Genomic DNA, 23,987 nt, shown 5'->3' with positions numbered 1-23,987 from the left:
GTTCTCGTTACTTCCAGCCCTTGAGGATCTTGCGGAACTCGGCGCCGGCCGACTTGGCCGCGTCCTCGGGGCTCGCGGCCCCGGTGATCGCCTTGGTGTACTCGACCTTCAGCGGCTCGAAGAGGGAGCCGTTCTCGGGGATCCAGGCGCGCTCGACGGCCTTGTCGACGGCCGGCTTGAAGAACTGGACCATCTCGCTGGCCTTGACCTCGGGCTGCTCGTAGGCGGCGGTCCGGGTCGGGAGCAGGCTGAGGTCCTTGGCGGACTGGACCTGCACCTCCTGGGAGGTCATGTAGTCGACGAAGGCGTGCGCTGCGGCGCGGTTCTTGGAGCCGGCGTACACGGCGAGGTCGTGGCCGCCCTGCGGGGCGCCGGCCTTGACGGAGCCGGCCGGGACGGCGGCGACTCCGAGGTTGGCCTTGTCCTTGAACTGGTCGCCGGCGTAGCTGTCGGCGACGGCCCACGGACCGTTGATCATCATGGCGGCTTCGCCCGACTTGAAGGCGGTCTGCATGTTGGTCCAGCCGTCGGTGGCGTTGGTGATCGCCGCTCCGGAGGTGACCAGGTCACGGGCGGTCTTGAAGGCCTTGACGCCCGCCGCGTTGTCGACGGTGACCGTCTTGGTCTTCGCGTCGACGAGGTCGCCGCCCTCGCCGTAGATCAGCGGGAGGAACCAGTACGAGTCGTCGCCGCGCAGGTACAGGCCGGCCTTGCCGGTCTTCGCCTTGATGGCGGCGGAGGCGGTCTTCAGCTCCTCCAGCGTCTTGGGGGGCTGGACGCCGGCGTCCGCGAGCATCTTCTTGTTGTAGAAGAGGCCCAGGGTGTCGATGACCTGCGGGACCGCGTAGGTCTTGCCCTCGTACTTGCCGCTGGCCGCGGCCTGGGGCAGGAACTCGGCGTCGACCTTCTTCGCCGAGTCGGCCGGGACCTCGTCGAGGTAGCCGAGGGAGGCGAAGTCGGCGACCCAGCCGACGTCGGCGCGGATCACGTCAGGGGCTTCGGAACCGCTGCTGAAGGCGTTCTTGACCTTGTTCTGCGCGTCGCCGTACGGGACGTTGACGTACTTGACGGTGACCTTCGGGTGCTTCGCGGTGAACGCCTCGGCGATCTTCTGGAAGCTGGCCTTCTCGGCGTCGTTCGAGGTGTCCCACCACGTCACCGTGCCGGTCAGCTCGCCGCCGGCGTTGGTGTCGCCGCTGCCGTCGTTGCCGTCACCGCTGCAAGCCGTCGCCGCGAGCGCCAGGGCCGCGACCAGCGCGGTGGCCGCTATGCCACGCCGCATATGAACTCCTTCGATGATCCCGGCCGCTTCCTCGCGGTCCCGAGTTGCAGGGAACGTAACAAGACTGAAAGCCGACGGAAAGACCTTGCGGCAATTTTCTGCAAGAGCTGGTGATCGTTACATCCGTGTGTCCGTACGGTTGCCGCAGCTTGCTGTTGGTTCGAGTCACGTTCGGCTCCCCGGGCCCGCAACCAGGGGGCGTGTGCTCGCGTTGACCCCGATATGACCCATGAGCTGACCGCATCCCGGCTTGCAAGCGCTTCCAGCAAGGCCTCCGCGAGCGGCGGCTGGTGGCGCGATGCCGTCATCTACCAGGTGTACGTACGCTCCTTCGCGGACAGCGACGGCGACGGGATCGGGGACCTGCGCGGGGTGCGCGAGCGCCTCCCGCACCTGGCGCGGCTCGGGGTCGACGCGGTGTGGCTGACCCCCTTCTACGTCTCCCCGCAGGCGGACGGCGGCTACGACGTCGCCGACTACCGGGCCGTCGACCCCCTCTTCGGCGACCTCGCCGACGCCGACGACCTGGTCCGGGCCGCGCACGCGCTGGGGCTGCGGGTCATCGTCGACGTGGTGCCGAACCACACCTCCGAGGAGCACCCCTGGTTCCGCGCGGCCCTGGAGGACCCCGCCGCCCGGGAGCGGTACCACTTCCGCCCGGGCCGGGGCGCCTGCGGTGAGCTCCCGCCCAACGACTGGGAGTCGATCTTCGGTGGCCCGGCCTGGACCCGCGTCGAGGACGGCGAGTGGTACCTGCACCTCTTCGCCCCCGAGCAGCCCGACCTCAACTGGGACCACCCCGAGGTCGCCGCGGAGTTCGCCTCCGTCCTGCGCTTCTGGCTCGACCTCGGGGTGGACGGCTTCCGCGTGGACGTGGCGCACGGCATGGTCAAGGCCCCCGGGCTGCCCTGCATCGGCCACTCCGCCCAGGCCACGCTGATCGGCACCGAGCCGCTCCCCTTCTTCGACCAGGACGGGGTCCACGAGATCCACCGCTCCTGGCGCCGGCTGCTCGATTCCTACGAGGGCCCGCGCATCGGGGTCGCGGAGGCCTGGGCCCCGACCTCGGAGCGGCTCGCGCTGTACGTCCGGCCCGACGAGCTGCACCAGGCGTTCAACTTCCGCTTCCTGAACTGCCCGTGGAACACCGCCTCGATGCGGACCGTCATCGACGAGTCCCTGGCCGCCACCGCCTGCGTGGGTGCGCCGACCACCTGGGTGCTGTCCAACCACGACGTCGTACGGCACGTCACCCGGTACGGGGGCGGCGCGCAGGGCCTGGCCCGGGCGCGGGCCGCCGCGCTGCTGATGCTGGCCCTGCCCGGATCGGCGTACGTCTACCAGGGCGAGGAACTCGGCCTGCCCGAGGTCACCGACCTCCCCGACGCCGTCCGCCAGGACCCCGCCTTCCTGCGCACCGCCGGCCAGGACGGGCTGCGCGACGGCTGCCGGATCCCGATCCCCTGGTCGGGCGGGGAGCCCCCGTACGGCTTCGGCGCGGGCGGCAGCTGGCTGCCGCAGCCCGCGGACTGGGCGGGGCTCAGCGTCGCCGCGCAGACCGGCGACCCGCACTCCACGCTGGAGCTGTACCGGGCGGCCCTGGAGCTGCGGCGCGCGCTGCCCGGGCTGGGCGCCCTGGAGGCGGGCCCGCTGACCTGGCTGCCCGCCCCCGAGGGGGTGCTGCTGTTCACCCGGCCCGGCTTCGCCTGCACCCTCAACTCCCGGGCCGCCGCGCTCGAACTGCCCGCGCCGGGACGCCCCGTGCTCTCCAGCGCCCCCGTGGAGACGGACGGGCGCACGGTCCTGCTGCCCCCGGACTCGTGCACCTGGTGGGCAATGTGACGTGCGACCGGTACAGTCCAATCCCGTGACCGCACGGCTAGCCGACATCGCAGCCCAGGCGGGGGTCAGCGAAGCCACAGTCAGCCGCGTGCTCAACGGCAAGCCCGGTGTGGCCGCAGGCACCCGCGAATCCGTGCTGGCCGCCCTCGACGTACTCGGCTACGAGCGGCCCGTGAAGCTGCGCCAGCGCAGCGCGGGGCTCGTCGGCCTGATAACCCCCGAGCTGGACAACCCCATCTTCCCGGCGCTCGCGCAGGTCATCGGCCAGGCCCTGACCCGCCAGGGGTACACGCCGGTGCTGGCCACGCAGACGCCCGGCGGGTCCACCGAGGACGAGCTGACGGAGATGCTGGTCGACCGCGGGGTCTCCGGGATCATCTTCGTCTCCGGGCTGCACGCGGACACCACGGCCGACATGGGCCGCTACGACCAACTCCGCGGACAGGGCGTCCCGTACGTCCTCATCAACGGCTTCTCCGACAAGGTGCAGGCCCCCTTCGTCTCCCCCGACGACCGGGCCGCCATGCAGCTCGCCGTGACCCACCTGACCGCCCTCGGGCACAGCCGGATCGGCCTCGCGGTCGGACCCAAGCGGTTCGTGCCGGTGCTGCGCAAGATCGAGGGCTTCCGGCTCGGCATGAAGGAGCGGCTCGGGCTCGGCGAGGACGAGGTCGAGGAGCTCATCCAGCATTCCCTGTACACCCTGGAGGGCGGCCAGGCCGCGGCGACCGCGCTGATCGCGCGCGGCTGCACGGCGGTGGTGTGCGCGAGCGACATGATGGCGCTCGGCGCGATCCGGGCCGCCCGCCAGCAGGGGCTCAAGGTCCCGCAGGACGTCTCGGTCGTGGGCTTCGACGACTCCCCGCTCATAGCGTTCACCGATCCGCCGCTGACCACCATCCGGCAGCCGGTGCAGGCGATGGGGCAGGCGGCGGTCCGGACCCTGCTGGAGGAGATCGGCGGTACACCGGCCCCGCACAGCGAGTTCGTCTTCCTCCCCGAGCTGGTGGTCCGCGGCTCGACGGCGTCCGGGCCGCGGCAGCGGCGTACGACCTGAGGGGGACCCCCTCGTCCGCAGGGCTGAGCGGCTGCGCCGAAGACCCTCCCGGGGGATGATCGAAGGCGAGAGCTCATCTGGCAGACTCTTTTCCCATGGGTGAAGCGAGCGTGAAGACACTGGAAACCCGGACGGACGTCTCGTCACCCACCGTGACCGAGAGCGAGGCCCGCCCGGGCTCCGAGCGCTCCCTCCTCACCCGGCTGCGCGCCCCGCGCCGGCCGCGGATCTGGTTCGAGATCCTGCTCATCGCGATCAGCTACTGGACGTACTCGCTGATCCGCAACGCGGTACCGGAACAGAAGGCGGTCGCGCTGGCGAACGCCGACTGGATCTGGAGCGTGGAACGCACCCTCGGCATCGCCGTGGAGCAGTCGGTCAACCACGCCGTCAACTCGGTGACGTGGCTGATCGTGGGCATGAACTACTACTACGCCACGCTGCACTTCGTCGTGACCATCGGTGTACTGGTGTGGATCTACCGCTTTCATCCCGGCCGTTACGCGGCCATCCGCCTGGTCCTCTTCGCCACGACGGGCGTCGCCCTGGTCGGCTACTTCTTCTATCCGCTCGCGCCGCCGCGGCTGATGAACGGGCAGGACTTCGTCGACACCGTGCTGGTCCACCACACCTGGGGCTCCATGGCCTCGGGGAACCTCAAGCACATGTCGAACCAGTACGCGGCCATGCCCTCCATGCACATAGGGTGGTCGCTCTGGTGCGGGCTGACGATCTTCGCGGTCGCCTCCGCCCCCTGGGCCCGGATCCTGGGCCTGCTCTACCCGACGGCCACCCTGATCGTCATCGTGGCCACCGCCAACCACTTCTGGCTGGACGCCGTGGGCGGCATGCTCTGCCTGACCTTCGGTTACGCGGTCTCGCGCAGCTGGTACGGCTCCTTCCCGCACCGGCTGCCCCGCCACCCCCGGCCGGCGGGGCCGCACCCGGCGGCGGAAGCGCTGCTGAACCGCTTCAAGCGCTAGCCCGCGCCTCCTCGGCCCTCTCCTCGGCGCCTCCTGCGCCCTCTCCTCCGGTCTCCTCCGCCCTCTCCTCGGCGTCCGCTTCGGCCCCGGGCCCTTGTGCCCGTCAGCGCGCCCCGTGGGTGATCCGGCCGCCCGACATCGTGAGCCGGACCGGTGCCTGCGCCACCTCGTCCGGCGCCGAGTCCACCGGGTCGAGGACGAAGGCCGTCAGGTCGGCCCGGTATCCGGCCGCGATGCGGCCCGCCACCCGCTGTTCCCCGGCCGCGAGCGCGGCGTGCGAGGTCATGCCCTCCAGCGCCATCAGCCCGGTCAGGGCCGCCCCCGCCGAGGCCGCGCCGAGCGGGCTGCGGGCGGTGGCCAGCACCTGGCGGGCGTCGTGGTGGGCGATGGGCCAGTCCGAGCCCAGGGCGAGTACCGCTCCCGCGTCACGCAGGTCCCGGCAGCGCCAGGCCCGGGCCGCCCGGTCCTCCCCGAGCCGCCTCGACCACTCGTCGGTGTGGTCGGCCCGGGTGTACGCGGTGTGCGGCGGCTGCATCGAGGCGATCACCCCGAGCTGCGCGAACCGCTTCAGCTGGTCGTCGGGGACCGTCTCGATGTGCTCGATCCGGTGCCGCATCCGGGCGTGCTCGCCCAGGGCGGAGACCGTGTCCAGGACGTGCCGTACGGCGGCGTCCCCGATGGCGTGGGTCGCCGTGCGCACTCCGGCCGCGTCGAGGACGCCCACCGCCTCTGAGTAGGCCCGCGGGTCGGGCCAGAAGGCGTCCGTGCCCTGGCCGTGGCAGTCGGCGTGCTCCAGCCAGGCCGTGCCGCCCTCGACGGTGCCGTCCATGAAGAACTTGACCCCGCCGACCCCCCAGTGGCGGCCCCCGAGCCGCTGGAGCTCGATCAGCTCCGCCAGCTCCTCGGGGCCGGCGCCCGGCATGCACCAGGGCGCCAGGCGCAGCCGCAGCGGCAGGTCGCCCTCGTACTCGACGGTCGACAGGAGCGCCGGTACGTCTCCGTCCCCGAGGTCCATGACGTGCGCGCCGGTGAGGCCGGTGGCGGCCATCTCGGCGAGGACGGCGACGAGGCGGCCGCGGCGCTCGGCGTACGTGGGCTTCGGGGCGACGGCGCCCACCAGGTCCATCGCGGCGTGCTCGATCAGGTGCCCGGTGGGGCGGCCCGCGGGGTCGCAGACGATCTCCGAGCGCTGGGCGAAGGTGCGCGGGCCGGTGATCCCGGCGGCCCGGAGCGCGGCCGCGGAGGCGAGGGCGGAGTGGCCGTCGTAGAGCCGCAGGAAGGCGGGGGCGCCCGCGAGGGCCTCCTCGACGAGGTCCCGGTCGACGGGACGGCCGCCGAAGGCGTTGTGGTCGAGGCCGTGGCCGACGACCCAGCCGCCGGGGCCCCGCTCGGCGGCGCGCAGCGCGGCGCGGAGCTGGTCGAGGTCCCGGACCGCGGAGAGGTCCGTACCGGTGGCCATCTCGACGCCCCAGACGGGGTGGCTGTGGGCATCGGTGAGGCCGGGGGTGAGGGTGGCGCCGCCGAGGTCGATGACCTCGGTGCCCGGGCCGCGCCAGTCCCGTACGTCGGCCTCGTCGCCGACGGCGGCGATCTCGCCGTCGCGGACGGCTACCGCGCGGGCCTCGGGGCGGTCCGGGTCGAGGGTGCGGACGCGGGCTCCGGTGAGGACGGTGTCGGCAGCGGGCACGGTGCTTCTCCTTGGGGTTCCGGGGCGGGTTCGGCGGACGGCGAGGGAACTGCGGGGGCTGCGGGCTCTGCGGCGAACCGGGCGTAGGTCTCGGGGCGGCGGGTCTTCAGCCGCTGGGCGAGGCCGAGGCCGGCCAGGAAGACGGCGGGTACGAAGGCTACGAGGACCGTGTTCACGGTGGTGGAGGCCATGGTGAACAGGCCCACCTTGGAGACGACCAGCGAGATCGCCACGGCCAGCAGGAGCGCCGCGGTCACCGGTGCGACCAGGGTCCGCCAGGGGCCCTCGGCGTGCGGGATCCGGCGGAAGTAGACCGGTACGGCGACGGCGGCGAGCAGCATCAGCGCCATGAGCCCGATCATGCCGGGGGTGTTCACCCAGAGCAGCAGCTGCTGGTACGGGTCGGCGCCGGCCAGCGCGAAGCCGAGGACGATCACGGCGCCGAGGGCGGTCTGGGCCGCGCCGGCCAGGTACGGGGAGCCGTGGCGGGGGTGGATCCGGCCGAGGGCCGCGGGCAGTACGCCCTCCTCGGCCAGGGCGAGGCCGTAGCGGTTGATGGCGTTGTGGAAGGCGAGGAGGGAGGCGATGACGCTGGTGACGATGAAGACGTGCATCAGGTCGGCGGCCCAGGGGCCCACGTAGGTGGTGATCGCGGCGAAGAAGAGGCCGCCGGGGTCCTCGGCGGCGGCCAGGGTCACTTCCTCGGCTCCGAAGGCCTGGATGACGGTCCAGACGACGAAGGCGTAGAAGAGACCGAGGAAGGCGACGGCGATGTAGGTGGCGCGCGGGATGGTCCGGTCGGGGTCGCGGGCCTCGCGGCGGTAGATGACGGTGGACTCGAAGCCGGTGAAGGCGGCGAAGGCGAAGGCCAGGACGGCGGCGGTGCCGGGGACGAGGACCGCGCCGGGGGCGAAGGAGCCGGCGGAGAGGCCGTGGGCGCCGCCCTTGACCAGGACGCCGGCGGCGAGCAGGACGAGTATCCCGGTCTCGGCGACGAGCAGGACGCCGAGCAGCCTGGCGCCGAAGTCGATGGAGCGGAAGCCGCCGTACCAGACGAGGGCCAGGCCGGCGAGGGAGACGGGCAGCCAGGGGACGTCGAGGCCCCAGAGGGCGTGGGCGGTGTCGGCGGTGGTGGTGCCGAGGAGGCCGTAGACCCCGATCTCCATGCCGTTGTAGCCGACGAGGGCGAGCAGGGCGGCGCCGATGCCGACGCGCTTGCCGAGGCCGCGGGTGATGTACGCGTAGAACGCGCCGCCGCTGCGGACGTGCCGGCTCATCGTGGTGAAGCCGACGGCGAAGACGGCGAGGGTGATCCCGGCGAGGAGGTATCCGGCGGGGGCGCCGATGCCGCCGAGGAGGATCGCCACGGGCGCCACGCCGGCCATGACGGTGAGCGGGGCGGCGGCGGAGACGACGAAGAAGGAGATGTCGGCGGTGCCGAGGGTGGCACGGCGCAGGGCTGGTCCGGCGTCCGGGGGTTGCGGGGTGGCGGGCGTTTCGGGCATGCGGAGGCACCCTTCTGCGAACGGCTGGCGTCGGGCAGACAGAAACCTAAAGGCTTTCGGTTCGCGGCAATGTAGCCTCCGGTTTTGGCGTACGGGAAGACCTGACGGCGGGAGAAAACCGATGGCACGGCCGCGCACCCCCTTGCTCGACCGGGAGCGGATCGGCGCTGTCGCGCTGCAACTGCTGGCGGAGAAAGGGGAGTTCAGCGTTCCGCAGATCGCCCGTGCACTCGGGGTGCAGACCGCGTCGGTGTATCACCACGTGGACGGCCGGGCCGGGGTGGTGGAGCTGATACGGGAGCGGGTGTGCTCCGCAATCGACGGCGGGGCGCTGGCGCGCGGGCCGTGGGACCGCGCGCTGGAGGAGTGGGCCCGGTCCTACCGGGCGGCGTTCGCCGCCTACCCCCGGGCGGTCCCGCTGCTGATGACCACGCCGGTGCGGGCTCCGATGGTGCTCGCGCAGTACGAGCGGGCGGTCGGGCTGCTGCTGGCGGCCGGGTTCGCGCAGGAGGCGGTGATGCCGCTGCTGACCGGGCTGGAGAACCTGGTGCTGGGCTCGGCGCTGGACCTGGCGGCCCCGGAGGCCATGTGGGAGCCCACCCCGCAGACCCCGCTGCTGGCCGGGGCGCTGGCCGCGCACGGGGGCTCGGCCGGCGGCGCGGGGCGGGGCCGGGCGGACGCGGCCTTCGACCTGGGCCTGGCGGCGTTCCTGGCGTACGCCCGCACCCTGCTGGAGCCTCGGGCCGGCCGGCTCTACGCGCCGTAGAACAGCTCGTCGACCACCGCCCGTGCGCGGCGCGTGATGCGGCGGTAGTCGTCCAGCATCTCCCCGACCGTGCCCTCCGCGTAGCCGAGGTAGCGGCCGACGGCGCCCAGTTCGCGGGCGTCGGAGGGGAAGGTGTCCCCGGCCCGGCCGCGGACCAGCATCACCGCGTTGCGCACCCGGGTGGCCAGTACCCAGGCCTCGTCGAGGATCTGCGCCTCCTCGGTCGGGATCAGCCCGGCCGCGTGCGCGGCGGCCAGGGCCTGCCTGGTCCGGGTGGTCCGCAGCCCGGGCTCCGCCCAGGCGTGCCGCATCTGGATCAGCTGGACGGTCCACTCGACGTCGCTGAGGCCGCCGCGGCCGAGCTTGGTGTGCAGGGTGGGATCGGCGCCGCGCGGCATCCGCTCCGACTCCATGCGGGCCTTGAGCCGTCGGATCTCGCGCGCCGCGTCCTCGCCGAGGCCCTCCACGGGGTACCGCAGGGGGTCGATCAGCTCGATGAAGCGGGCGCCGAGCTCGGGGTCGCCCGCGACCGGCTCGGCGCGCAGCAGGGCCTGGGACTCCCAGGTCAGGGACCAGCGGCGGTAGTACGCGGCGTAGGAGGCCAGGGTGCGGACCAGCGGGCCGGAGCGGCCTTCGGGGCGCAGGTCGGCGTCGATGAGCAGCGGCGGGTCGGCGGTGGGCAGCTGGAGCAGTCTGCGCATCTCCGCGACGACGGTCTGGGCGGCCCTGGCGGCCTCCTGCTCGTCGACGCCCTCGCGGGGTTCGTGGACGAAGAGCACGTCGGCGTCGGAGCCGTAGCCGAGTTCGTGCCCGCCGAAGCGGCCGACGCCGATGACGGCGAACCGGGTGGGCAGGCTCTCGCCCCAGTGGTCGCGCACGGCTGCGCGCAGGGCGCCGGCGACGGTGGCGCCGGTGAGGTCGGAGACGGCGTCCCCGACCCGGTCGACGAGGGCGCCGGGGTCCTTCTCGGCCGGGCTCTCCTCGGTGCCGTAGGAGCCGATGATGTCGGCGGCGGCGGTGCGGAACAGCTCGCGGCGGCGGACCCCGCGGACGGTGGCGATGGCGGCTTCGCCGTTCTCGGCGCGGCCGACGGCGGCCAGTACCTCCTGTTCGAGGGCCTCGTACGTACGGGGCTGGAGGCCTTCGGGGTCCCCGAGCAGCGCGACGGCCTCGGGGGCCCGCATGAGCAGGTCGGGGGCGAGGCGGCCGGCGGACAGGACGCGGGCGAGGTTCTCCGCGGCGGCGCCCTCGTCGCGCAGCAGCCGCAGGTACCAGGGGGTCTTGCCGAGGGCGTCGGAGACCTTGCGGAAGTTCAGCAGGCCGGCGTCCGGGTCGGCGGAGTCCGCGAACCAGCCGAGCATCACCGGCAGCAGGGTGCGCTGGATGGCGGCCTTGCGGCTGACCCCGGAGGCGAGCGCTTCGAGGTGGCGCAGGGCGGAGGCGGGATCGGCGTAGCCGAGGGCTTCGAGGCGCTGGCCGGCGGCGCGCGGGGACAGCCGGGCCTCGCCGGGGGCGAGCTGGGCGACGGCGTCGAGGAGGGGCCGGTAGAAGAGCTTCTCGTGCAGGCGGCGGACGACGGAGGCGTGCCGTCGCCAGGCCTTGTTGAGTTCGGCGACGGGTTCGGTGCGCAGGCCCATGGAGCGGCCGAGGCGGCGCAGGTCGTTCTCGTCCTCGGGGACGAGGTGGGTGCGGCGCAGCCGGTAGAGCTGGATGCGGTGTTCCATGGCGCGCAGGAAGCGGTACGCGTCGTGCAGCTGGGCGGCGTCGGCGCGCCCGACGTAGCCGCCGGCGGCGAGGGCGTGCAGGGCGTCGAGGGTGCTGCCGGAGTGCAGGGTGGCGTCGGTGCGGCCGTGCACGAGCTGGAGCAGCTGGACGGCGAACTCGACGTCGCGCAGGCCGCCGGGGCCGAGTTTCAGTTCGCGGTCGACCTGGGCGGCGGGGATGTTGTCCACGACGCGGCGGCGCATCTTCTGGACGTCGGGGACGAAGTTCTCGCGTTCGGCGGCCTGCCAGACGAGGGGCGCTATGGCCTCGATGTAGTCGGCGCCGAGGGCTTCGTCGCCGGCGACGGCGCGGGCCTTGAGCAGGGCCTGGAACTCCCAGGTCTTGGCCCAGCGCTGGTAGTAGGCCAGGTGGGAGGCGAGGGTGCGGACCAGCGGACCGTTTCTTCCCTCGGGGCGGAGGTTGGCGTCGACGGGCCAGATGGTGCCTTCGACGGTGGTCTCGGAGCAGATCCGCATGAGGTGGGAGGCGAGGCGGGTGGCGGCCTGGACGGCCTTGCCCTCGTCGCCGCCGTTCACCGCGTCCCCGACGAAGATCACGTCGACGTCGGAGACGTAGTTCAGCTCGTGGCCGCCGCACTTGCCCATCGCGATGACGGCGAGGCGGCACCGCGCCGCGTCCTCGGGGGCGGCGGCGCTCGCGATGCGCAGGGCCGCGCGGAGGGTGGCGGTGGCGAGGTCGGCCAGTTCGGCGGCGGTCTGGGCGACGTCGATGGTGCCGCAGACGTCGCGGGCGGCGATGGAGAGCAGGCAGCGGCGGTACGCGACGCGCAGGGCGACGGGGTCGTGGGCGTCGGCCAGCCCGCGCTCGAACTCGGCGAGGCCCCGGTGCAGGTCGGCGGCCTCGTAGGTGACCAGGGCCTGCCAGTCCCGCGGATGGCGGGCGAGGTGGTCGGCGAGGGCCTCGGAGGCTCCGAGCACGCCGAGCAGGCGGTCGCGCAGCGGCTTGGCGCTGACGAGGGTGTCGAGGAGTCCGGGCAGTTCCTCGGGCGGCTGGGCCTCCGCGAGCCGGACGAGCCCGAGGAGGGCGAGGTCGGGATCGGCGGTGGCTCCGAGGGCGTCGAGCAGTACGGGGTCGGCCCGTACGGCTGCCAGTGCTTCGGCGTCGAGCAGCCGGGCGGCGGCCGAGGGGTCGGTGAACCCACTGCGGAGCAGCCGGATGAAGGTGCTGCTCCTGCGTCCCGGGACTGTCATCCCGCCGCCTCCCGCGTGCGTCGCTGCCGGTGGCCCGGCCGGCCTTGGGGGCGAGCCTAGCCGGAGCAGGCGTTCGACTCACCGGGGCGGGGTGGCACATATCATGAGGCGGATTGTCGGATTATCTGAATACTTATAGAGATCCGCAATCGCTCACCGACGTACTGGGGCCCGCTCCCCGCCCGGCCTGCCACGAGGAGCCCCATGTCCGACGGACACCCTCTGCATGGCCCCATGGGCCCCACCAGCCCCAAAAATCCCACCGGCCCCATGGACCCGGCCTGGTCGCCGGCCGCCGCTCACGCCCGCACCGGGTACTCCGAGCCCCCGCTCGTGCCCGCGCCCCGGCGCTCCGACCGGCCGGCAGCCGGCAGGCGGGCCCGGCCCGCGCCCCCGGCCGACCCGCGCGCCCGCGAGGACCGGGGCGACCCCGGCGACCGGGGCGACCGTGCCGGCCGCGGCGGAGCCCGGTCCGGGCGCGCCGCGCGCCGCTCCCGCGCCTTCGGCCCCGAGGCGGGGGGCCCGGCACAGGCCCGGACGCGGGCCGAGGCGCAGGCCCACCGGCGCCGGAACACCTTCGTCAAGGTCGTCGCCTTCTGCGCCGCCACCGCCGCCGGCAGCATGCTCATACTCCGGGGCAACGAGGCCCTCGCCGGCCTCGGAGCCCCCACCACCGCGGACTCCAAGGCCACCACCGCCACCGCCGTCGACGCCCCGGACCCCGGCCGGGTGCTCCAGATCGTCGCCCACCCCGACGACGACCTGTACTTCATGAACCCGGACCTGCGGTACTCCATATCCACCGGGCACCCCGTGACCTCGGTGTACCTCACCTCCGGCGAAGCCGACGGCATCAACGCCGGCGCCGCCAAGACGGCCACCACCCCGTCGGACAAGCCCGCCTACGCCGAGGCCCGCCAGAACGGCATCCGCGCCGCCTACGCGCAGATGGCCACCGGTGACCGCAGCAGCGCCTGGAAGCGGACCGTGATCGCGACCGAGGGCGGCGGCCACGCCGAGCTCGACGTCCTGGTGGCCAAGCCCGAGGTCAACCTGGTCTGGCTGCAGCTGCGCGAGGCCGGCAGCGTCTACGGGGACGCCCCCGACAGCCTGCACGGCCTGTGGGACGGCAAGGTCACGCGCCTGGAGTCGGCGCTGGCCTCCGGCACGCCGGTCAAGCAGAGGTTCACGTACACGAAGGACCAGGTCGTGCGGACCCTCGTCGGCCTGCTGGACCGGTACAAGCCGACGACGGTCCGCTCGCAGGACCCCACCCCCGGCCGGTTCGCCGACACCAAGCGGTACACGGACCACCAGGACCACTTCTACGGTGCCCGTTTCGTGCAGCTGGCCGCCGCCGCGTACGCGGAGGACGTCAAGGACCGCCCGCACTTCGCGGTGCAGAACTACCTCGGCTACTTCAACGGCTCGCTGCCCAGCGTCCTCGACCCCGACGAGGCCAAGGCGAAGCTGGACATACTCGACACCTACGCGTGGACCGACAAGCAGAACCACTGCGGCAGCGAGGCCGGCTGCGGTGACCTCAAGGTCGCCGACCACCCCGAGGGCAACCGCTGGACGGACTCCATCAACTACGCCCGGGGCACCAGCACCTCCTGGCTGACCTCCGACAAGGACCACGGCCTGTGGGCGTTCAAGGTGCTCGACGGCCAGGTCGCCGTCTGGCACCGGGCCGGCCTGATCGGCCGCTGGAGCGGACCGCGCCTGCTCCCCGGCACCGGCATGGACCCGGGCATCTCCACCGTCACCCTGCGGGACGGCAGGATCGCGGCCTTCGGCACCCGTACGTCCTTCGGCGCCAGACCGGCGGACTACCGGCGCGAGGTCGTGTACGCGCTCCAGCAGGCCCCCGGCTCCGAGCAGTTCGGGGACTGGGAGTCGCTGGGCACGCCCGAGACCGCCGACGAGAACTGGACCTCCGACATCAGCGCGCCGGCGGTGTCCCTCGACGGCGCCGGGCAGCTGGCGGTGTACGTGCGCGACGGCGCGTACACCCTGCGCGGCCGGGTGCGGGCCGCGAACGGCAGCTGGGGCCCCTGGGAGCGGCACGGCGGCGCCGACCTGCACGGCTCTCCGGTCACCGCGACCGACGGCGCGGGGCGCCGGATGGTCTTCGCCGCCACCCCGAAGACGGTGGTCGGCTGGGTGCAGCCGAAGGCGGGGGCCCCGCTCGGCCACGCCACCCGGACCGGGCTCCCGGACACCGCGCTCCCGCTCACCGCGGAGGGCCGCGAGGGCGGGGTGCGGCTGTGGTTCCGCAAGCCGGGGTCCGGCAACGTCCGCACCGCCCTGATGACGGGCGACGACGGGCTGAAGGTGAGCAACCTGACGGACCTCGGCGGGCTCCAGGGCTTCGGCTCGGTGACGGCCAGCGGGCACGTGCTGGCCGGCCGCTCCTCGGGCGGGCAGCTGAGCTCGGAGCTCGGCGGGGGCCGGCAGTGGCAGCGGTCGCCGCTGATGTTCGTCGGGGCGCCGTCGAGCACGATGACCGGCCGGAACATGGTCAGCCTGGCGGTGGTCGGGCTCGACGCGCGGCTGTACGTGACCTCCTCGGCGGACGACCCGGACGCGCATCTGGCGCCGTGGATGCCGGTGGGCCCGCGCAACGCGGAACCGTTCAAAGCCCCTTGACCGGATAGCCGGACGATTCGCGTCCAGTTGATGTGCATAAATACGGACCAAAAACACACAAGGCACAATCACCTCCGGTCATTTCCGGAAAGCAGGAGTCATCAGCCCATTCGGTGAACCAAGTTCGCCGTATTGGCCTCTCACTGACTGACCTGCTCAGCGGTTTTTCCCGCCCGGAACGAACCAAGGCGTGACTGATGCCGACGACCCGCCGCCGCTTCCTCCTCGCTGCCCTGCTCCCCGTGCTGACCATCGGCACCACGGGCGTCCTCGCCATCGCCACCGGCCAGCAGACGTCCGCCGAGGCCAGCCAGGAGAAGAACCCGACCCCGGTCGTCCCGGCGAGCACCACCGCCGGAGCGGTCGTCCAGGTCGTCGCCCACCCGGACGACGACCTGTTCTTCATGAACCCGGACCTCAGCCGGTCCCTGCTGGCCGGCACCCCGGTCGCCACCCTCTACCTCACCTCCGGCGAGGCCGACGGGCGCAACGGGGCCGGCGGCGGCGAGGCCAAGGACCCGGAGCAGCCCGCCGACCGCGCCCACTACGCGGAGGCCCGGCAGAACGGAATACGCTCCGCCTACGCGCAGATGGCGACCGGCGACCGCACGAGCGCCTGGAAGCGCACGGTCATACCGACCGCGGGCGGCGGCCGGGCCGAGCTGGACGTACTCGTGGCCAAGCCGCAGGTCAACCTGGTCTGGCTACAGCTGCGCGAGGCCCGCAACCCGGCCGCCGAGAACCCGGACAGCCTGCGCGGACTGTGGAACGGGAAGATATCCGCGCTCGGTTCGCAGCTGACCTCGGGAACCCCGGTCAAGCAGCCGTACGCGTACACCAAGGACCAGGTGGTGCAGTCCATAGCCGGGGTCCTGGGGCGGTACAAGCCGACGACGATACGGATGCAGGACCCGACGCCGGGCCGGTACGAGCAGACCGGCAAGTACACCGACCACCAGGACCACATGTACGCCGCGCGCTTCGCGCAGGCCGCGGCCGCCGCGTACGCGCGCCAGGTCACCGACCGCCCGCGCTTCACGGTGCAGAACTACCTCGGGTACCACAACGGCACCCTGCCGCACACGCTCGACCCGCAGACCGCCGAGACGAAGATCGGCTACCTGAGGACGTACGCCTGGCAGGACCTGGAGAACTACTGCGGCAGCCCCTCGGGCTGCGGCGACCGCAAGGTGGCGGGCAGTCCGACCGGCCACAACTGGGCCCAGTCGCTGCGCTACGCCCGCGCCGACAGCACGTCCTGGCTGGTCGAGGGCGCGCCGGACCGGCTGTACGCCTTCGCCCCGCTCGACGGGCAGATGGCCGTCTGGACCCGTGACCCCGCCGGCGTCTGGACGGGTCCCGCGCTCCTGCCGGGCACCGGCATCGACCCGGGCGCGAGCACCGCCCGCTACCCCGACGGCCGCGTCGCGGTCCTCGCCACCCGCACCGTCATCGGCCCGGGCGCCGCGGACTACCGGCGCGAGGTCCTGTACGCGGCCCAGTCCGCGCCGGGCGGCCCGTTCGGGCAGTGGCAGTCGCTCGGCACCCCCGAGGCGGGCGACGAGTCCGGCACCTCGGCGATCAGCGCCCCCTCGGCCGCCGTCGACCAGGACGGCCGCCTGACGGTGTACGTCCGCGACGCCCGCCGCACCCTGCGCGCCCGCGTGGAGCGGTCCCCGGGCAGCTTCACGGACTGGGAGCGGCTGGGCGGCGACGACCTGCAGAGCGACCCGGTCACGGCGGTGGACTCCGCCGGCCGCCGCCACGTGTACGCCACCACCACGAACTCGGTCCTGGCCTGGACGCAGCCCGCCCCGGGCGCCCCGCTCCAGGGCCCGTTCCGCACGGACCTCCCGGCGACCACCGTCCCCCTCACCGCGGCCCCCGAAGCGGCGGGCATCCGCCTCTACTTCCGCCGCCCCGACTCGGGCGTGGTCCGCAGCGCCCTGGTCACGGCGGGCCCCGGCAAGCCGGTGGTCTCCAGCCTCGCCGAGGCCGGCGGCCGGGCCGGCTACGGGGCGGTCGGCGTCGCGGGCCGGGTCCTGACGGGGCGCGCGGACACCGGCACCGTCAGCGCCACCGCCGTGGGCGGCCCGCCCGCGTGGACGGAGTCCAAGATGCTCTACGCCGGCGCCCCTTCCGGCCTCCTCGGCCCGGCGGGCGCCACGACGACGGTGGTCCTGGGCCTGGACGCCGAACTCCACACCACGACCACCCCGCCCACGGGCACCCAGCGGCCCGTCTGGCACCGCGCGGTCCTCCAGGTCCCCTGACGCGTCCCACCGCGCCGGGAACCCACCGCCCGATATCCTGGTAGTCGGACATCGGGGGCTTTTCCTCCCAGAAGGGCAGCACGATGAACCGGCACACGAACCGGCATCGGAGCCTGATGCTTTTCGCGGCTCCCCTGCTCGCCTCCTCGGTCGCCCTCGCCCCCGCCTCGGCGGCCCAGGGCGGTACGGCGCAGGCCGGAGCCGCCCCGGCCGGCCCGGCCTGCGAGCTGCTGGCGACCGAGACCGGCGGCGGTGACCCCGTCTACGAACTCCACCTCACCGGCTTCCCCGCAGACCAGACGGTGCGGGTCAACGGGCCGAGGACCTCCTTCAGCGCGAGCACGGACGCCCAGGGCGAACTCGCCCGCACGGACGTGCGCTACGGCAGGTACGGCGTCGACTACAAGGACAGCGGGACGCACCGCGGCAAGCACATCGGCTGCGCCACACCGCCCCGCCACAAGCAGGACGGCGGCAAGCAGGACGGCGGCAAGCAGGACGTGAAGGTCACCAAGGTCGAGGTGCTCACCCTGACGAAGACCGGTGGCGTCGTCGACTGCACCAAGCCGGTCGAGGTGGCGTTCGACGGCAAGATCACGGCCACCGGCCAGGGAAAGGTCCGCTACTTCTGGACGTTCGCGTCCAGCGCCGACCCGATCTCCTCGGGCACGGTGGACTTCACCCCCGGCACCACGAGCCACTCCATCCTCAAGGTGATGCATGAGAAGGCGCCGGCGAACAGCTCGAAGGTGAGCCTGTTCCTCTCCCTGCACGTGCCGGACCACAACCTGAGCGCACGGAGCGACCAGGTCACCCTGACCTGCGCCCAGCCGTGAACCCTAGGAGGCCGGAGCTGGTGCTGCTTGCCCCGGGCCGCTCACGGCAGCTGCCGAATCCCTCCCCGGGGTTTCAACTCAGCTGGTCGCGCACGAGATCAAGGAATGACTGTCGGCTCGGACGGATGTGCGCCCAGACCTTCTCATCCTGCGGCTCTCCCGGGTCTTCGGGGCCCTTCCTGATCATCTCCTGTACTGCCCACGCGAGGCTACGTGCCGCTTCGCCGACCTCAGACGTGCACAGCACGTGGATCGTCTTCTGCATCACCCACACCCTGTCAAGGACCTGCCTTACCCGGGCCTGCCACTGCTCGTCAGCCAGGTTGTGGTGATGCCGATCCACCGGCATGAGCATGGCGCGGGGTTCGGCAATCGCGGGCCGGACCGGGACACGCATACGGCCAGGTCGTCGCAGCAGGGGTGAAACGGCCCCGGGCCGGCGGCTGAGTGCCGCCGGCCCGGGTGCCGTGTGACGGGGGTGTCGCCGCTGACCTGCGGCTACAGCACCGGCATCATCTTGCGGAGCTCGAAGGCCGTGACCTCCGAGCGGTACTCCTCCCACTCCTGCTTCTTGTTGCGCAGGAAGAAGTCGAAGACGTGCTCGCCCAGGGTCTCCGCCACCAGTTCGCTGCGCTCCATCAGGGAGATGGCCTCGCCCAGGTTCTGCGGGAGGGGCTCGATGCCCATCGCGCGGCGTTCCGCGTCGGAGAGGGCCCAGACGTCGTCGTCGGCGCCCGCGGGGAGCTCGTAGCCCTCCTCGATGCCCTTGAGGCCCGCCGCGAGGAGGACGGCGTACGTCAGGTAGGGGTTGGCACCGGAGTCGATCGAGCGGACCTCGATGCGCGAGGAGCCCGTCTTGCCCGGCTTGTACATCGGGACGCGGATCAGGGCCGAGCGGTTGTTGTGGCCCCAGCAGATGTACGAGGGGGCCTCGCCGCCGGAGCCGGCGGTGCGCGAGGAGCCGCCCCAGATGCGCTTGTAGGAGTTCACCCACTGGTTGGTCACCGCCGCCGTTTCCGCCGCGTGGCGGAGCAGGCCCGCGATGAACGAGCGGCCGACCTTCGACAGCTGGTACTCGGCGCCCGACTCGTAGAAGGCGTTGCGGTCGCCCTCGAAGAGCGAGAGGTGGGTGTGCATGCCCGAACCCGGGTACTCCGAGAAGGGCTTCGGCATGAAGGTGGCCTGGACTCCCTGCTCCAGCGCGACCTGCTTCATGACCAGGCGGAAGGTCATGATGTTGTCGGCCGTGGAGAGCGCGTCGGCGTAGCGGAGGTCGATCTCCTGCTGGCCGGGGGCGCCCTCGTGGTGGCTGAACTCGACCGAGATGCCCATGGATTCGAGCATGGTGATCGCCTGGCGGCGGAAGTCCATGCCGACGTTCTGCGGGGTGTGGTCGAAGTAGCCGGAGTTGTCCGCCGGGACGGGGCGGGTGCCGTCCAGCGGCTTGTCCTTCAGCAGGAAGAACTCGATCTCCGGGTGGGTGTAGAAGGTGAAGCCCAGGTCGGAGGTCTTGTTCAGGATGCGCTTGAGCACGTACCGGGGGTCCGCGTACGAGGGGGACCCGTCCGGCATCAGGATGTCGCAGAACATCCTCGCGGTCCCGGGGGCCTCGGCGCGCCACGGCAGTATCTGGAAGGTGCTCGGGTCCGGCTTGGCGATCATGTCGGACTCGTAGACCCGCGCGAAGCCCTCGATCGCGGAGCCGTCGAAGCCGATGCCCTCGTCGAAGGCCTGCTCCAGTTCCGCCGGCGCGACCGCGACGGACTTGAGGAAGCCCAGTACGTCGGTGAACCACAGGCGCACGAAGCGGATGTCGCGCTCCTCGAGCGTCCGGAGGACGAATTCCTGCTGCTTGTCCATGCCTTCATCCTCGCAGTTCAGACGGCCTGTGCACCACCGCCCCCGGAGGGGGGAGCACAGTCGGGCCGGCCCAGTATCGCCACCCGTGGTTTCCGCCACATTACGCACCCCTGAAAGCTCGTGGCACCCCCGCACTGACCTCGGAGCGGTCATGAGCATTACCATCTGCGCCCATGGGGGGCTGGGAACACGGGAAACGCGGGGGCCACGGCCGTCCCGCCGCTCGGCGTGCCGTCCTGCTGCTCGCCCTCGGGGTGCTGTTCGGCGCCGTGTTCCTGTGCGTCCGGGCCGGCGAGGCCCACACCCGGCCCGCGGCCGAGCTCTCGGCCCTGCCCGCGGCCGGGCTCGCCGGGCCCGCACACGGCGCGCCGCACGCCGTCTGCCTGGCCCCGTACGACCTGCCGGGCTGCACCCCGCACTCCCACGTGACCCCGGCGGTACTGCCCGCCCCGCCGCCCGCCGTGACCGTGCCGGGGGCCGGGCCGGTGTCCGCCGCGCGCCCCGCGCCCGCCGGGCCGGTCCGGCCGCCCGGGACGCTGGCGCGCGCCCCCGACCTGCACGCCCTCCAGGTGCTGCGGACCTGACGGGTCCGGCGCCACGCGGCGCAGCACCGACGGATCCACCCTCCACCCCCCTCAGCAGAAGGAACCAGGGCACATGGCCAGCAGGACCTCCCCGGACAACAACTCCCGCCAGGCGCGCATAGCCGAGATGCGCCGCGCCGAGAAAGCACGCGACCGGCGCAATAAGATCATCGCGATCACGGCCTCGACGGCGATCGTCGCCGGCCTCGTGGGCTTCGGCTCCTGGGTGCTGATCAACCAGAAGCAGGAGGAGAAGGACGCCGCCGCCGCCCGCAAGGCGCCGGTCAGCGGCGAGCAGAGCTGGGACGCCAAGACGCTGGGCCGCAACCACGTCGAGACGCCCGTGAAGTACGAGATGAACCCGCCGGTCGGCGGCGACCACCACCCCCGCTGGACGAACTGCAACGGCGACGTCTACCAGAACCCGCTGCCCGAGGTGAACGCCGTGCACTCGCTGGAGCACGGCGCGGTCTGGGTGACGTACAACGAGAAGGCCGCCAAGGCCGACGTGGACACGCTCGCCGCGAAGGTCTCCAAGACGCCGTACACGCTGATGAGCCCGGACAAGGAGCAGGCCGGCGCGATCATGCTGAGCGCGTGGGGCAAGCAGCTGACGGTGGAGAAGGCCGACGACCCGCGGGTGGCGCAGTTCTTCACCAAGTACGTGCAGGGCCCGCAGACCCCCGAGCCGGGCGCGGCCTGCACCAACGGGCTGGCCGACAAGTGACCCGTACGAACGGCGTGCACCGGACGTACTGGGCCGCGGGCGCGGCCGTCGTCCTGGCCGTGCTGTTCGCGGTGGGCGCCACGGTGGCCACCGCGAGCGGCGGCGGCAGCGGTTCCGGTACGTCGTCCCGCGCCCCGGCGCTGTACTCGCCGGACGCGGGCTTCGCCCGGGACATGGCGGTGCACCACCAGCAGGCGGTGGAGATGTCCTTCGTCGTCCGCGACCGCACCAAGGACGAGGCGGTGCGCAGTCTCGCGTACGACATCGCCAACACCCAGGCCAACCAGCGCGGCATGCTGCTGGGCTGGCTGGACCTGTGGGGGCTGCCGAAGGTGCTGGCGGACGAGCCGCCGATGTCCTGGATGGGCACGGGCGACGGGTCCACGGGCGACGGGCACGGCGGTGACGGGCACGGCGGCCACGAGGGCACGGCGGGCCACGACATGGGCGGCGCCACGGCCAAGCCCGGTGCGCTGATGGCGGGCATGGCCACCAAGGAGGAGCTCGCGCGGCTCGGCTCCCTGGAGGGCCGGGACGCGGAGGTGCTCTACCTCCAGCTGATGACCGACCACCACAAGGGCGGGGTCGCGATGGCCCGGGGCTGCGCCGACCGGTGCGGGACCGCGGCGGAGCGGAAGCTGGCCGAGGGCATGGTCGAGGCGCAGCAGTCGGAGCTCACCCTGATGGCGGACATGCTCAAGCAGCGCGGGGCCGCGCCGCGCGGCTGACGGGGCACGCCCGTACCGTGGTGGGAGGCGTCTTCTCACCCGTACGGGCGTGTGCTGCGCCGGGTGCGGTCGCGTACTCCGAACAGCCGAATGACGATGGGGACGAGGGCGTCGAAGCGGACGCATCCGCGCCCGCCGCAACGGCGCGCTCAGGAGGTTGACGCGATGACCACCGCCGGAGAGATCATGCACCCCGGGGCCCAGTGGATCCCCGCCACCGAGACCCTGGACCGGGCCGCACAGCTGATGGCACGGCTCAATGTGGGTGCGCTGCCCATCAGTGATGCCGAGCAACGGCTCTGCGGCATCCTGACCGACCGCGACATCGTGGTGGGCTGCGTGGCCAAGGGGCACGACCCCGCCCAGGTCACGGCGGGCGACATGGCGAAGGGGACTCCGCGCTGGATCGACGCGGGCGCGGACGTCTCCGAAGTACTCGACGAGATGCAGAGCCACCAGATCAAGCGGCTGCCGGTGATCAAGGACAAGAAGCTGGTCGGCATGATCAGCGAGGCCGACCTGGCCAAGCACCTCTCCGACGGGCAGATCGCCACCTGGGCCGAGCGGGTGTACGCGGGCCGCTAGACGAGGCTGACGGGCGAGCGCGGACCCTCGCGCTCGGCCGCCGCCAGGACCGCCCGCGCCACCTGGTGCGGGCGGTCCAGCATGACCAGGTGCCCGGACGGCTCCGCGACCTCGAAGCGCGCGCCGAGCCGGTCGGCCAGCGCCGCCTGCCGCCCGAGCCAGCGCAGCGCCCCGCGCCCGGTGGTGCCGTCGTGGCCGACGAGCACGGTGGCGGGCGCCGCCAGCGGACGCAGCGCGCGCAGGGCGAGCACCTCGGCGGCCGCGTCCGGGTAGCGGGAGTTCTCCAGCAGGGCCCCGCGCCAGACCCGGCTCGTGCGGTAGCAGCGGCGTACGAGGTCCCGCGCGGCCGGGTCGCCCCCGGCCGCCCGCGACGCCCGGACGGTGGCCCTGCGGGCCGCCGGGCCCAGTGCGGCCGGCAGCCCGGCGGCGGCCACCGCGCGGCCGAGCACGCGGGCGGCGCCGGTGCGCAGCGCGGCGGGCAGAGCCGTACGCGGGTCCTCCTCCACGCTGGAGTCGACCAGCACCACGGCGGCGGTCCGCTCCGGGTACAGGCGGGCGAAGGCCTCGGCGTGGAACCCGGCGATCGAGTGCCCGACGACGGTGACCGGGTCCGCGCCCAGGCCCAGCGCGTCCAGCAGTGCGGCGATCCGGCGGGCCTCCCCGGCTGCGGTCGGCGGCCGCACGGCGGGGGCGCTGAGCCCGTGCCCGGGGCGGTCGAAGCGGACGACGGTCCGGCCCCCGGCGGCGAGCAGCCGGGCGACGGGGTCCCAGTCGAACCAGGCCATGGCCAGCCCGGCGCTGAGCACGACGACGGGCCCGCCGCCCTCGACGACGGCGTGGAGGACGACGCCGTCGCCTCCGGCCGGGCGGACGAACCGCGCTTGTTCGGGGCTCACGTACGGCGCTCCTTGTGCACGGAGCAGGCCAGCAGCCCCAGCCAGAGCGCCACGAACAGCACCTGGAGCCGCTGCCCGGCGCCCAGGGCCCAGGTCCCGCGACCGGCGGTGAACAGGGCGATGGCGGACAGGGTCCAGACGGTGGCGAGCAGTTCCAGCGCGACCAGCGCGGGGCCGTAGCGGGCGAGCGGCGCGAACCAGCCATAGCGGCGGGCGGCGACGGTCAGGGCCACGATCCCGACGAGGGCGCCGGTCATGGCGAGGCTGCTGCTGACGGCGTGGGCCTGATGGGTGGCCGGGACGAGGCCGGCGGTCTCCCGGGAGGCGCATACGGGGTCCACCGTGGGCGCGCAGCTGAGCGGCAGCCAGGCGTCGGCGGCGGTCGCCGCGCCGAAGAGGGTGACGCCGGCCCAGCCGGTCACCGCCCAGGGGCGCCGCGAGCCGGGGTTCCCGGCCAGCCGGAACAGCGCGAGCAGGCCGCCGGCGAAGACGAGCAGGCCGGCGGTGAAGTCGGTGGCCCGGAAGAGGCCGCCGAGGGGCTGGTCCTGCGCGGCGAGTTCGCTGACGTAGGTCTCGATGGGGTTGAGACCGGTGGAGAGGACGACTTCGAGCACCCAGGCGGTGTAGGCGGCGGCGCCCAGCCCGACGAGGGCGGCGACCGGCCACGCGTTCCGTACGGGCGAGCCGTTCGTGTCCATGGTGCAACTGATCCTAAGCAGGTCCGGGGCCACGGGGCCCGCCGCTCGGCC

General features: G+C 73.1%; 19 protein-coding genes. 11 read left to right on the top strand and 8 right to left on the bottom strand.

From position 1 onward, the window contains the following. Window positions 1–7 precede the first annotated feature (7 nt). Window positions 8–1,282 (bottom strand): extracellular solute-binding protein, encoded by a 1,275-nt coding sequence (locus tag ACZ4TG_RS23070; RefSeq protein ID WP_468165730.1) that lies wholly within the window; start codon window positions 1,280–1,282, stop codon window positions 8–10. 222 nt (window positions 1,283–1,504) lie between these two features. Here ACZ4TG_RS23070 and ACZ4TG_RS23065 point away from each other — a divergent pair, with 222 nt between their 5' ends. The 3 genes from ACZ4TG_RS23065 (at window position 1,505) to ACZ4TG_RS23055 (ending at window position 5,164) form a co-directional block, all read left to right on the top strand. Then, window positions 1,505–3,124 (top strand): glycoside hydrolase family 13 protein, encoded by a 1,620-nt coding sequence (locus tag ACZ4TG_RS23065; protein ID WP_468165728.1) that lies wholly within the window; start codon window positions 1,505–1,507, stop codon window positions 3,122–3,124. Window positions 3,125–3,149: 25 nt separating this feature from the next. Further along, window positions 3,150–4,181 (top strand): LacI family DNA-binding transcriptional regulator, encoded by a 1,032-nt coding sequence (locus tag ACZ4TG_RS23060; protein WP_468165726.1) that lies wholly within the window; start codon window positions 3,150–3,152, stop codon window positions 4,179–4,181. A 95-nt stretch (window positions 4,182–4,276) separates the two neighbouring features. Further along, the gene (locus ACZ4TG_RS23055; protein ID WP_468165724.1) at window positions 4,277–5,164 is read left to right on the top strand and encodes a phosphatase PAP2 family protein; all 888 of its coding nucleotides are present in this window, start codon (window positions 4,277–4,279) and stop codon (window positions 5,162–5,164) included. 103 nt (window positions 5,165–5,267) lie between these two features. Here the strand turns inward: ACZ4TG_RS23055 and ACZ4TG_RS23050 are convergent, their stop codons facing one another. Next, window positions 5,268–6,851 (bottom strand): amidohydrolase, encoded by a 1,584-nt coding sequence (locus ACZ4TG_RS23050; RefSeq protein ID WP_468165722.1) that lies wholly within the window; start codon window positions 6,849–6,851, stop codon window positions 5,268–5,270. Next, window positions 6,773–8,356 carry an APC family permease gene (locus ACZ4TG_RS23045; RefSeq protein WP_468165720.1) on the bottom strand — a complete coding sequence of 528 codons (1,584 nt, stop codon included), beginning with the start codon at window positions 8,354–8,356 and terminating at the stop codon, window positions 6,773–6,775. The genes ACZ4TG_RS23050 and ACZ4TG_RS23045 overlap by 79 nt, the downstream gene beginning before the upstream one ends. Window positions 8,357–8,477: 121 nt before the next feature. On the opposite strand from ACZ4TG_RS23045, the gene ACZ4TG_RS23040 reads away from it, so the two are divergent. Continuing rightward, window positions 8,478–9,122 (top strand): TetR/AcrR family transcriptional regulator, encoded by a 645-nt coding sequence (locus ACZ4TG_RS23040; protein WP_468165718.1) that lies wholly within the window; start codon window positions 8,478–8,480, stop codon window positions 9,120–9,122. Here ACZ4TG_RS23040 and ACZ4TG_RS23035 read toward each other — a convergent pair. After that, a complete protein-coding gene (locus ACZ4TG_RS23035; RefSeq protein WP_468165716.1) occupies window positions 9,110–12,097 on the bottom strand; it encodes a bifunctional [glutamine synthetase] adenylyltransferase/[glutamine synthetase]-adenylyl-L-tyrosine phosphorylase in 2,988 nt (995 codons plus the stop codon). The genes ACZ4TG_RS23040 and ACZ4TG_RS23035 overlap by 13 nt on opposite strands. A gap of 270 nt (window positions 12,098–12,367) precedes the next feature. Here ACZ4TG_RS23035 and ACZ4TG_RS23030 point away from each other — a divergent pair, with 270 nt between their 5' ends. The 3 genes from ACZ4TG_RS23030 to ACZ4TG_RS23020 all read left to right on the top strand — a co-directional run bounded on the left by ACZ4TG_RS23030 (window position 12,368) and on the right by ACZ4TG_RS23020 (window position 17,858). Then, window positions 12,368–14,749: a PIG-L family deacetylase gene (locus tag ACZ4TG_RS23030; protein ID WP_468165714.1), complete on the top strand. Its 2,382-nt coding sequence runs from the start codon at window positions 12,368–12,370 to the stop codon at window positions 14,747–14,749. 197 nt (window positions 14,750–14,946) lie between these two features. After that, window positions 14,947–17,022 (top strand): PIG-L family deacetylase, encoded by a 2,076-nt coding sequence (locus tag ACZ4TG_RS23025; RefSeq protein WP_468165712.1) that lies wholly within the window; start codon window positions 14,947–14,949, stop codon window positions 17,020–17,022. Between the two features lie 83 nt (window positions 17,023–17,105). Further along, a complete protein-coding gene (locus ACZ4TG_RS23020) occupies window positions 17,106–17,858 on the top strand; it encodes a hypothetical protein (RefSeq protein ID WP_468165710.1) in 753 nt (250 codons plus the stop codon). A gap of 73 nt (window positions 17,859–17,931) precedes the next feature. On the opposite strand, the gene ACZ4TG_RS23015 is transcribed toward ACZ4TG_RS23020, so the two are convergent. Further along, entirely contained in the window at window positions 17,932–18,123 is a 192-nt protein-coding gene (locus ACZ4TG_RS23015; protein ID WP_468165708.1) for a hypothetical protein, read from the bottom strand. A gap of 233 nt (window positions 18,124–18,356) precedes the next feature. Beyond that, a complete protein-coding gene (gene glnA / locus ACZ4TG_RS23010) occupies window positions 18,357–19,718 on the bottom strand; it encodes a type I glutamate--ammonia ligase (RefSeq protein ID WP_351040235.1) in 1,362 nt (453 codons plus the stop codon). A 173-nt stretch (window positions 19,719–19,891) separates the two neighbouring features. Here glnA and ACZ4TG_RS23005 point away from each other — a divergent pair, with 173 nt between their 5' ends. The 4 genes from ACZ4TG_RS23005 to ACZ4TG_RS22990 all read left to right on the top strand — a co-directional run bounded on the left by ACZ4TG_RS23005 (window position 19,892) and on the right by ACZ4TG_RS22990 (window position 22,342). Next, window positions 19,892–20,302 carry a hypothetical protein gene (locus ACZ4TG_RS23005; RefSeq protein WP_468165706.1) on the top strand — a complete coding sequence of 137 codons (411 nt, stop codon included), beginning with the start codon at window positions 19,892–19,894 and terminating at the stop codon, window positions 20,300–20,302. A gap of 73 nt (window positions 20,303–20,375) precedes the next feature. Next, the gene (locus ACZ4TG_RS23000; protein ID WP_468165704.1) at window positions 20,376–21,029 is read left to right on the top strand and encodes a DUF3105 domain-containing protein; all 654 of its coding nucleotides are present in this window, start codon (window positions 20,376–20,378) and stop codon (window positions 21,027–21,029) included. Between the two features lie 14 nt (window positions 21,030–21,043). Next, the gene (locus tag ACZ4TG_RS22995) at window positions 21,044–21,757 is read left to right on the top strand and encodes a DUF305 domain-containing protein (protein WP_468166163.1); all 714 of its coding nucleotides are present in this window, start codon (window positions 21,044–21,046) and stop codon (window positions 21,755–21,757) included. A 165-nt stretch (window positions 21,758–21,922) separates the two neighbouring features. Beyond that, window positions 21,923–22,342 carry a CBS domain-containing protein gene (locus tag ACZ4TG_RS22990; protein ID WP_468165702.1) on the top strand — a complete coding sequence of 140 codons (420 nt, stop codon included), beginning with the start codon at window positions 21,923–21,925 and terminating at the stop codon, window positions 22,340–22,342. Here the strand turns inward: ACZ4TG_RS22990 and ACZ4TG_RS22985 are convergent. After that, window positions 22,339–23,238 (bottom strand): alpha/beta fold hydrolase, encoded by a 900-nt coding sequence (locus ACZ4TG_RS22985; RefSeq protein ID WP_468165700.1) that lies wholly within the window; start codon window positions 23,236–23,238, stop codon window positions 22,339–22,341. The two genes, ACZ4TG_RS22990 and ACZ4TG_RS22985, sit on opposite strands and share 4 nt — an antisense overlap. Beyond that, window positions 23,235–23,936 carry a DUF998 domain-containing protein gene (locus tag ACZ4TG_RS22980; RefSeq protein ID WP_468165698.1) on the bottom strand — a complete coding sequence of 234 codons (702 nt, stop codon included), beginning with the start codon at window positions 23,934–23,936 and terminating at the stop codon, window positions 23,235–23,237. Before ACZ4TG_RS22980 ends, ACZ4TG_RS22985 begins: the two co-directional genes overlap by 4 nt. Window positions 23,937–23,987 lie beyond the last annotated feature (51 nt).

This window comes from Streptomyces sp. NPDC028314, assembly GCF_055565795.1.
Note: the sequence above shows the minus strand (reverse complement) of the source record. Positions and strands in the feature narration are given on the sequence as shown.

Coding starts and splice junctions, on each gene's coding strand:
- ACZ4TG_RS22990 (WP_468165702.1), top strand. CDS start 21,923: ATGACCACCGCCGGAGAGATCATGCACCCCGGGGCCCAGTGGATCCCC.
- ACZ4TG_RS23020 (WP_468165710.1), top strand. CDS start 17,106: ATGAACCGGCACACGAACCGGCATCGGAGCCTGATGCTTTTCGCGGCT.
- ACZ4TG_RS22980 (WP_468165698.1), bottom strand. CDS start 23,936: ATGGACACGAACGGCTCGCCCGTACGGAACGCGTGGCCGGTCGCCGCC.
- glnA (WP_351040235.1), bottom strand. CDS start 19,718: ATGGACAAGCAGCAGGAATTCGTCCTCCGGACGCTCGAGGAGCGCGAC.
- ACZ4TG_RS23040 (WP_468165718.1), top strand. CDS start 8,478: ATGGCACGGCCGCGCACCCCCTTGCTCGACCGGGAGCGGATCGGCGCT.
- ACZ4TG_RS23055 (WP_468165724.1), top strand. CDS start 4,277: ATGGGTGAAGCGAGCGTGAAGACACTGGAAACCCGGACGGACGTCTCG.
- ACZ4TG_RS23030 (WP_468165714.1), top strand. CDS start 12,368: ATGGACCCGGCCTGGTCGCCGGCCGCCGCTCACGCCCGCACCGGGTAC.
- ACZ4TG_RS23045 (WP_468165720.1), bottom strand. CDS start 8,356: ATGCCCGAAACGCCCGCCACCCCGCAACCCCCGGACGCCGGACCAGCC.
- ACZ4TG_RS23005 (WP_468165706.1), top strand. CDS start 19,892: ATGGGGGGCTGGGAACACGGGAAACGCGGGGGCCACGGCCGTCCCGCC.
- ACZ4TG_RS23015 (WP_468165708.1), bottom strand. CDS start 18,123: ATGCAGAAGACGATCCACGTGCTGTGCACGTCTGAGGTCGGCGAAGCG.
- ACZ4TG_RS23065 (WP_468165728.1), top strand. CDS start 1,505: ATGACCCATGAGCTGACCGCATCCCGGCTTGCAAGCGCTTCCAGCAAG.
- ACZ4TG_RS23000 (WP_468165704.1), top strand. CDS start 20,376: ATGGCCAGCAGGACCTCCCCGGACAACAACTCCCGCCAGGCGCGCATA.
- ACZ4TG_RS23035 (WP_468165716.1), bottom strand. CDS start 12,097: ATGACAGTCCCGGGACGCAGGAGCAGCACCTTCATCCGGCTGCTCCGC.
- ACZ4TG_RS23025 (WP_468165712.1), top strand. CDS start 14,947: ATGCCGACGACCCGCCGCCGCTTCCTCCTCGCTGCCCTGCTCCCCGTG.
- ACZ4TG_RS23070 (WP_468165730.1), bottom strand. CDS start 1,282: ATGCGGCGTGGCATAGCGGCCACCGCGCTGGTCGCGGCCCTGGCGCTC.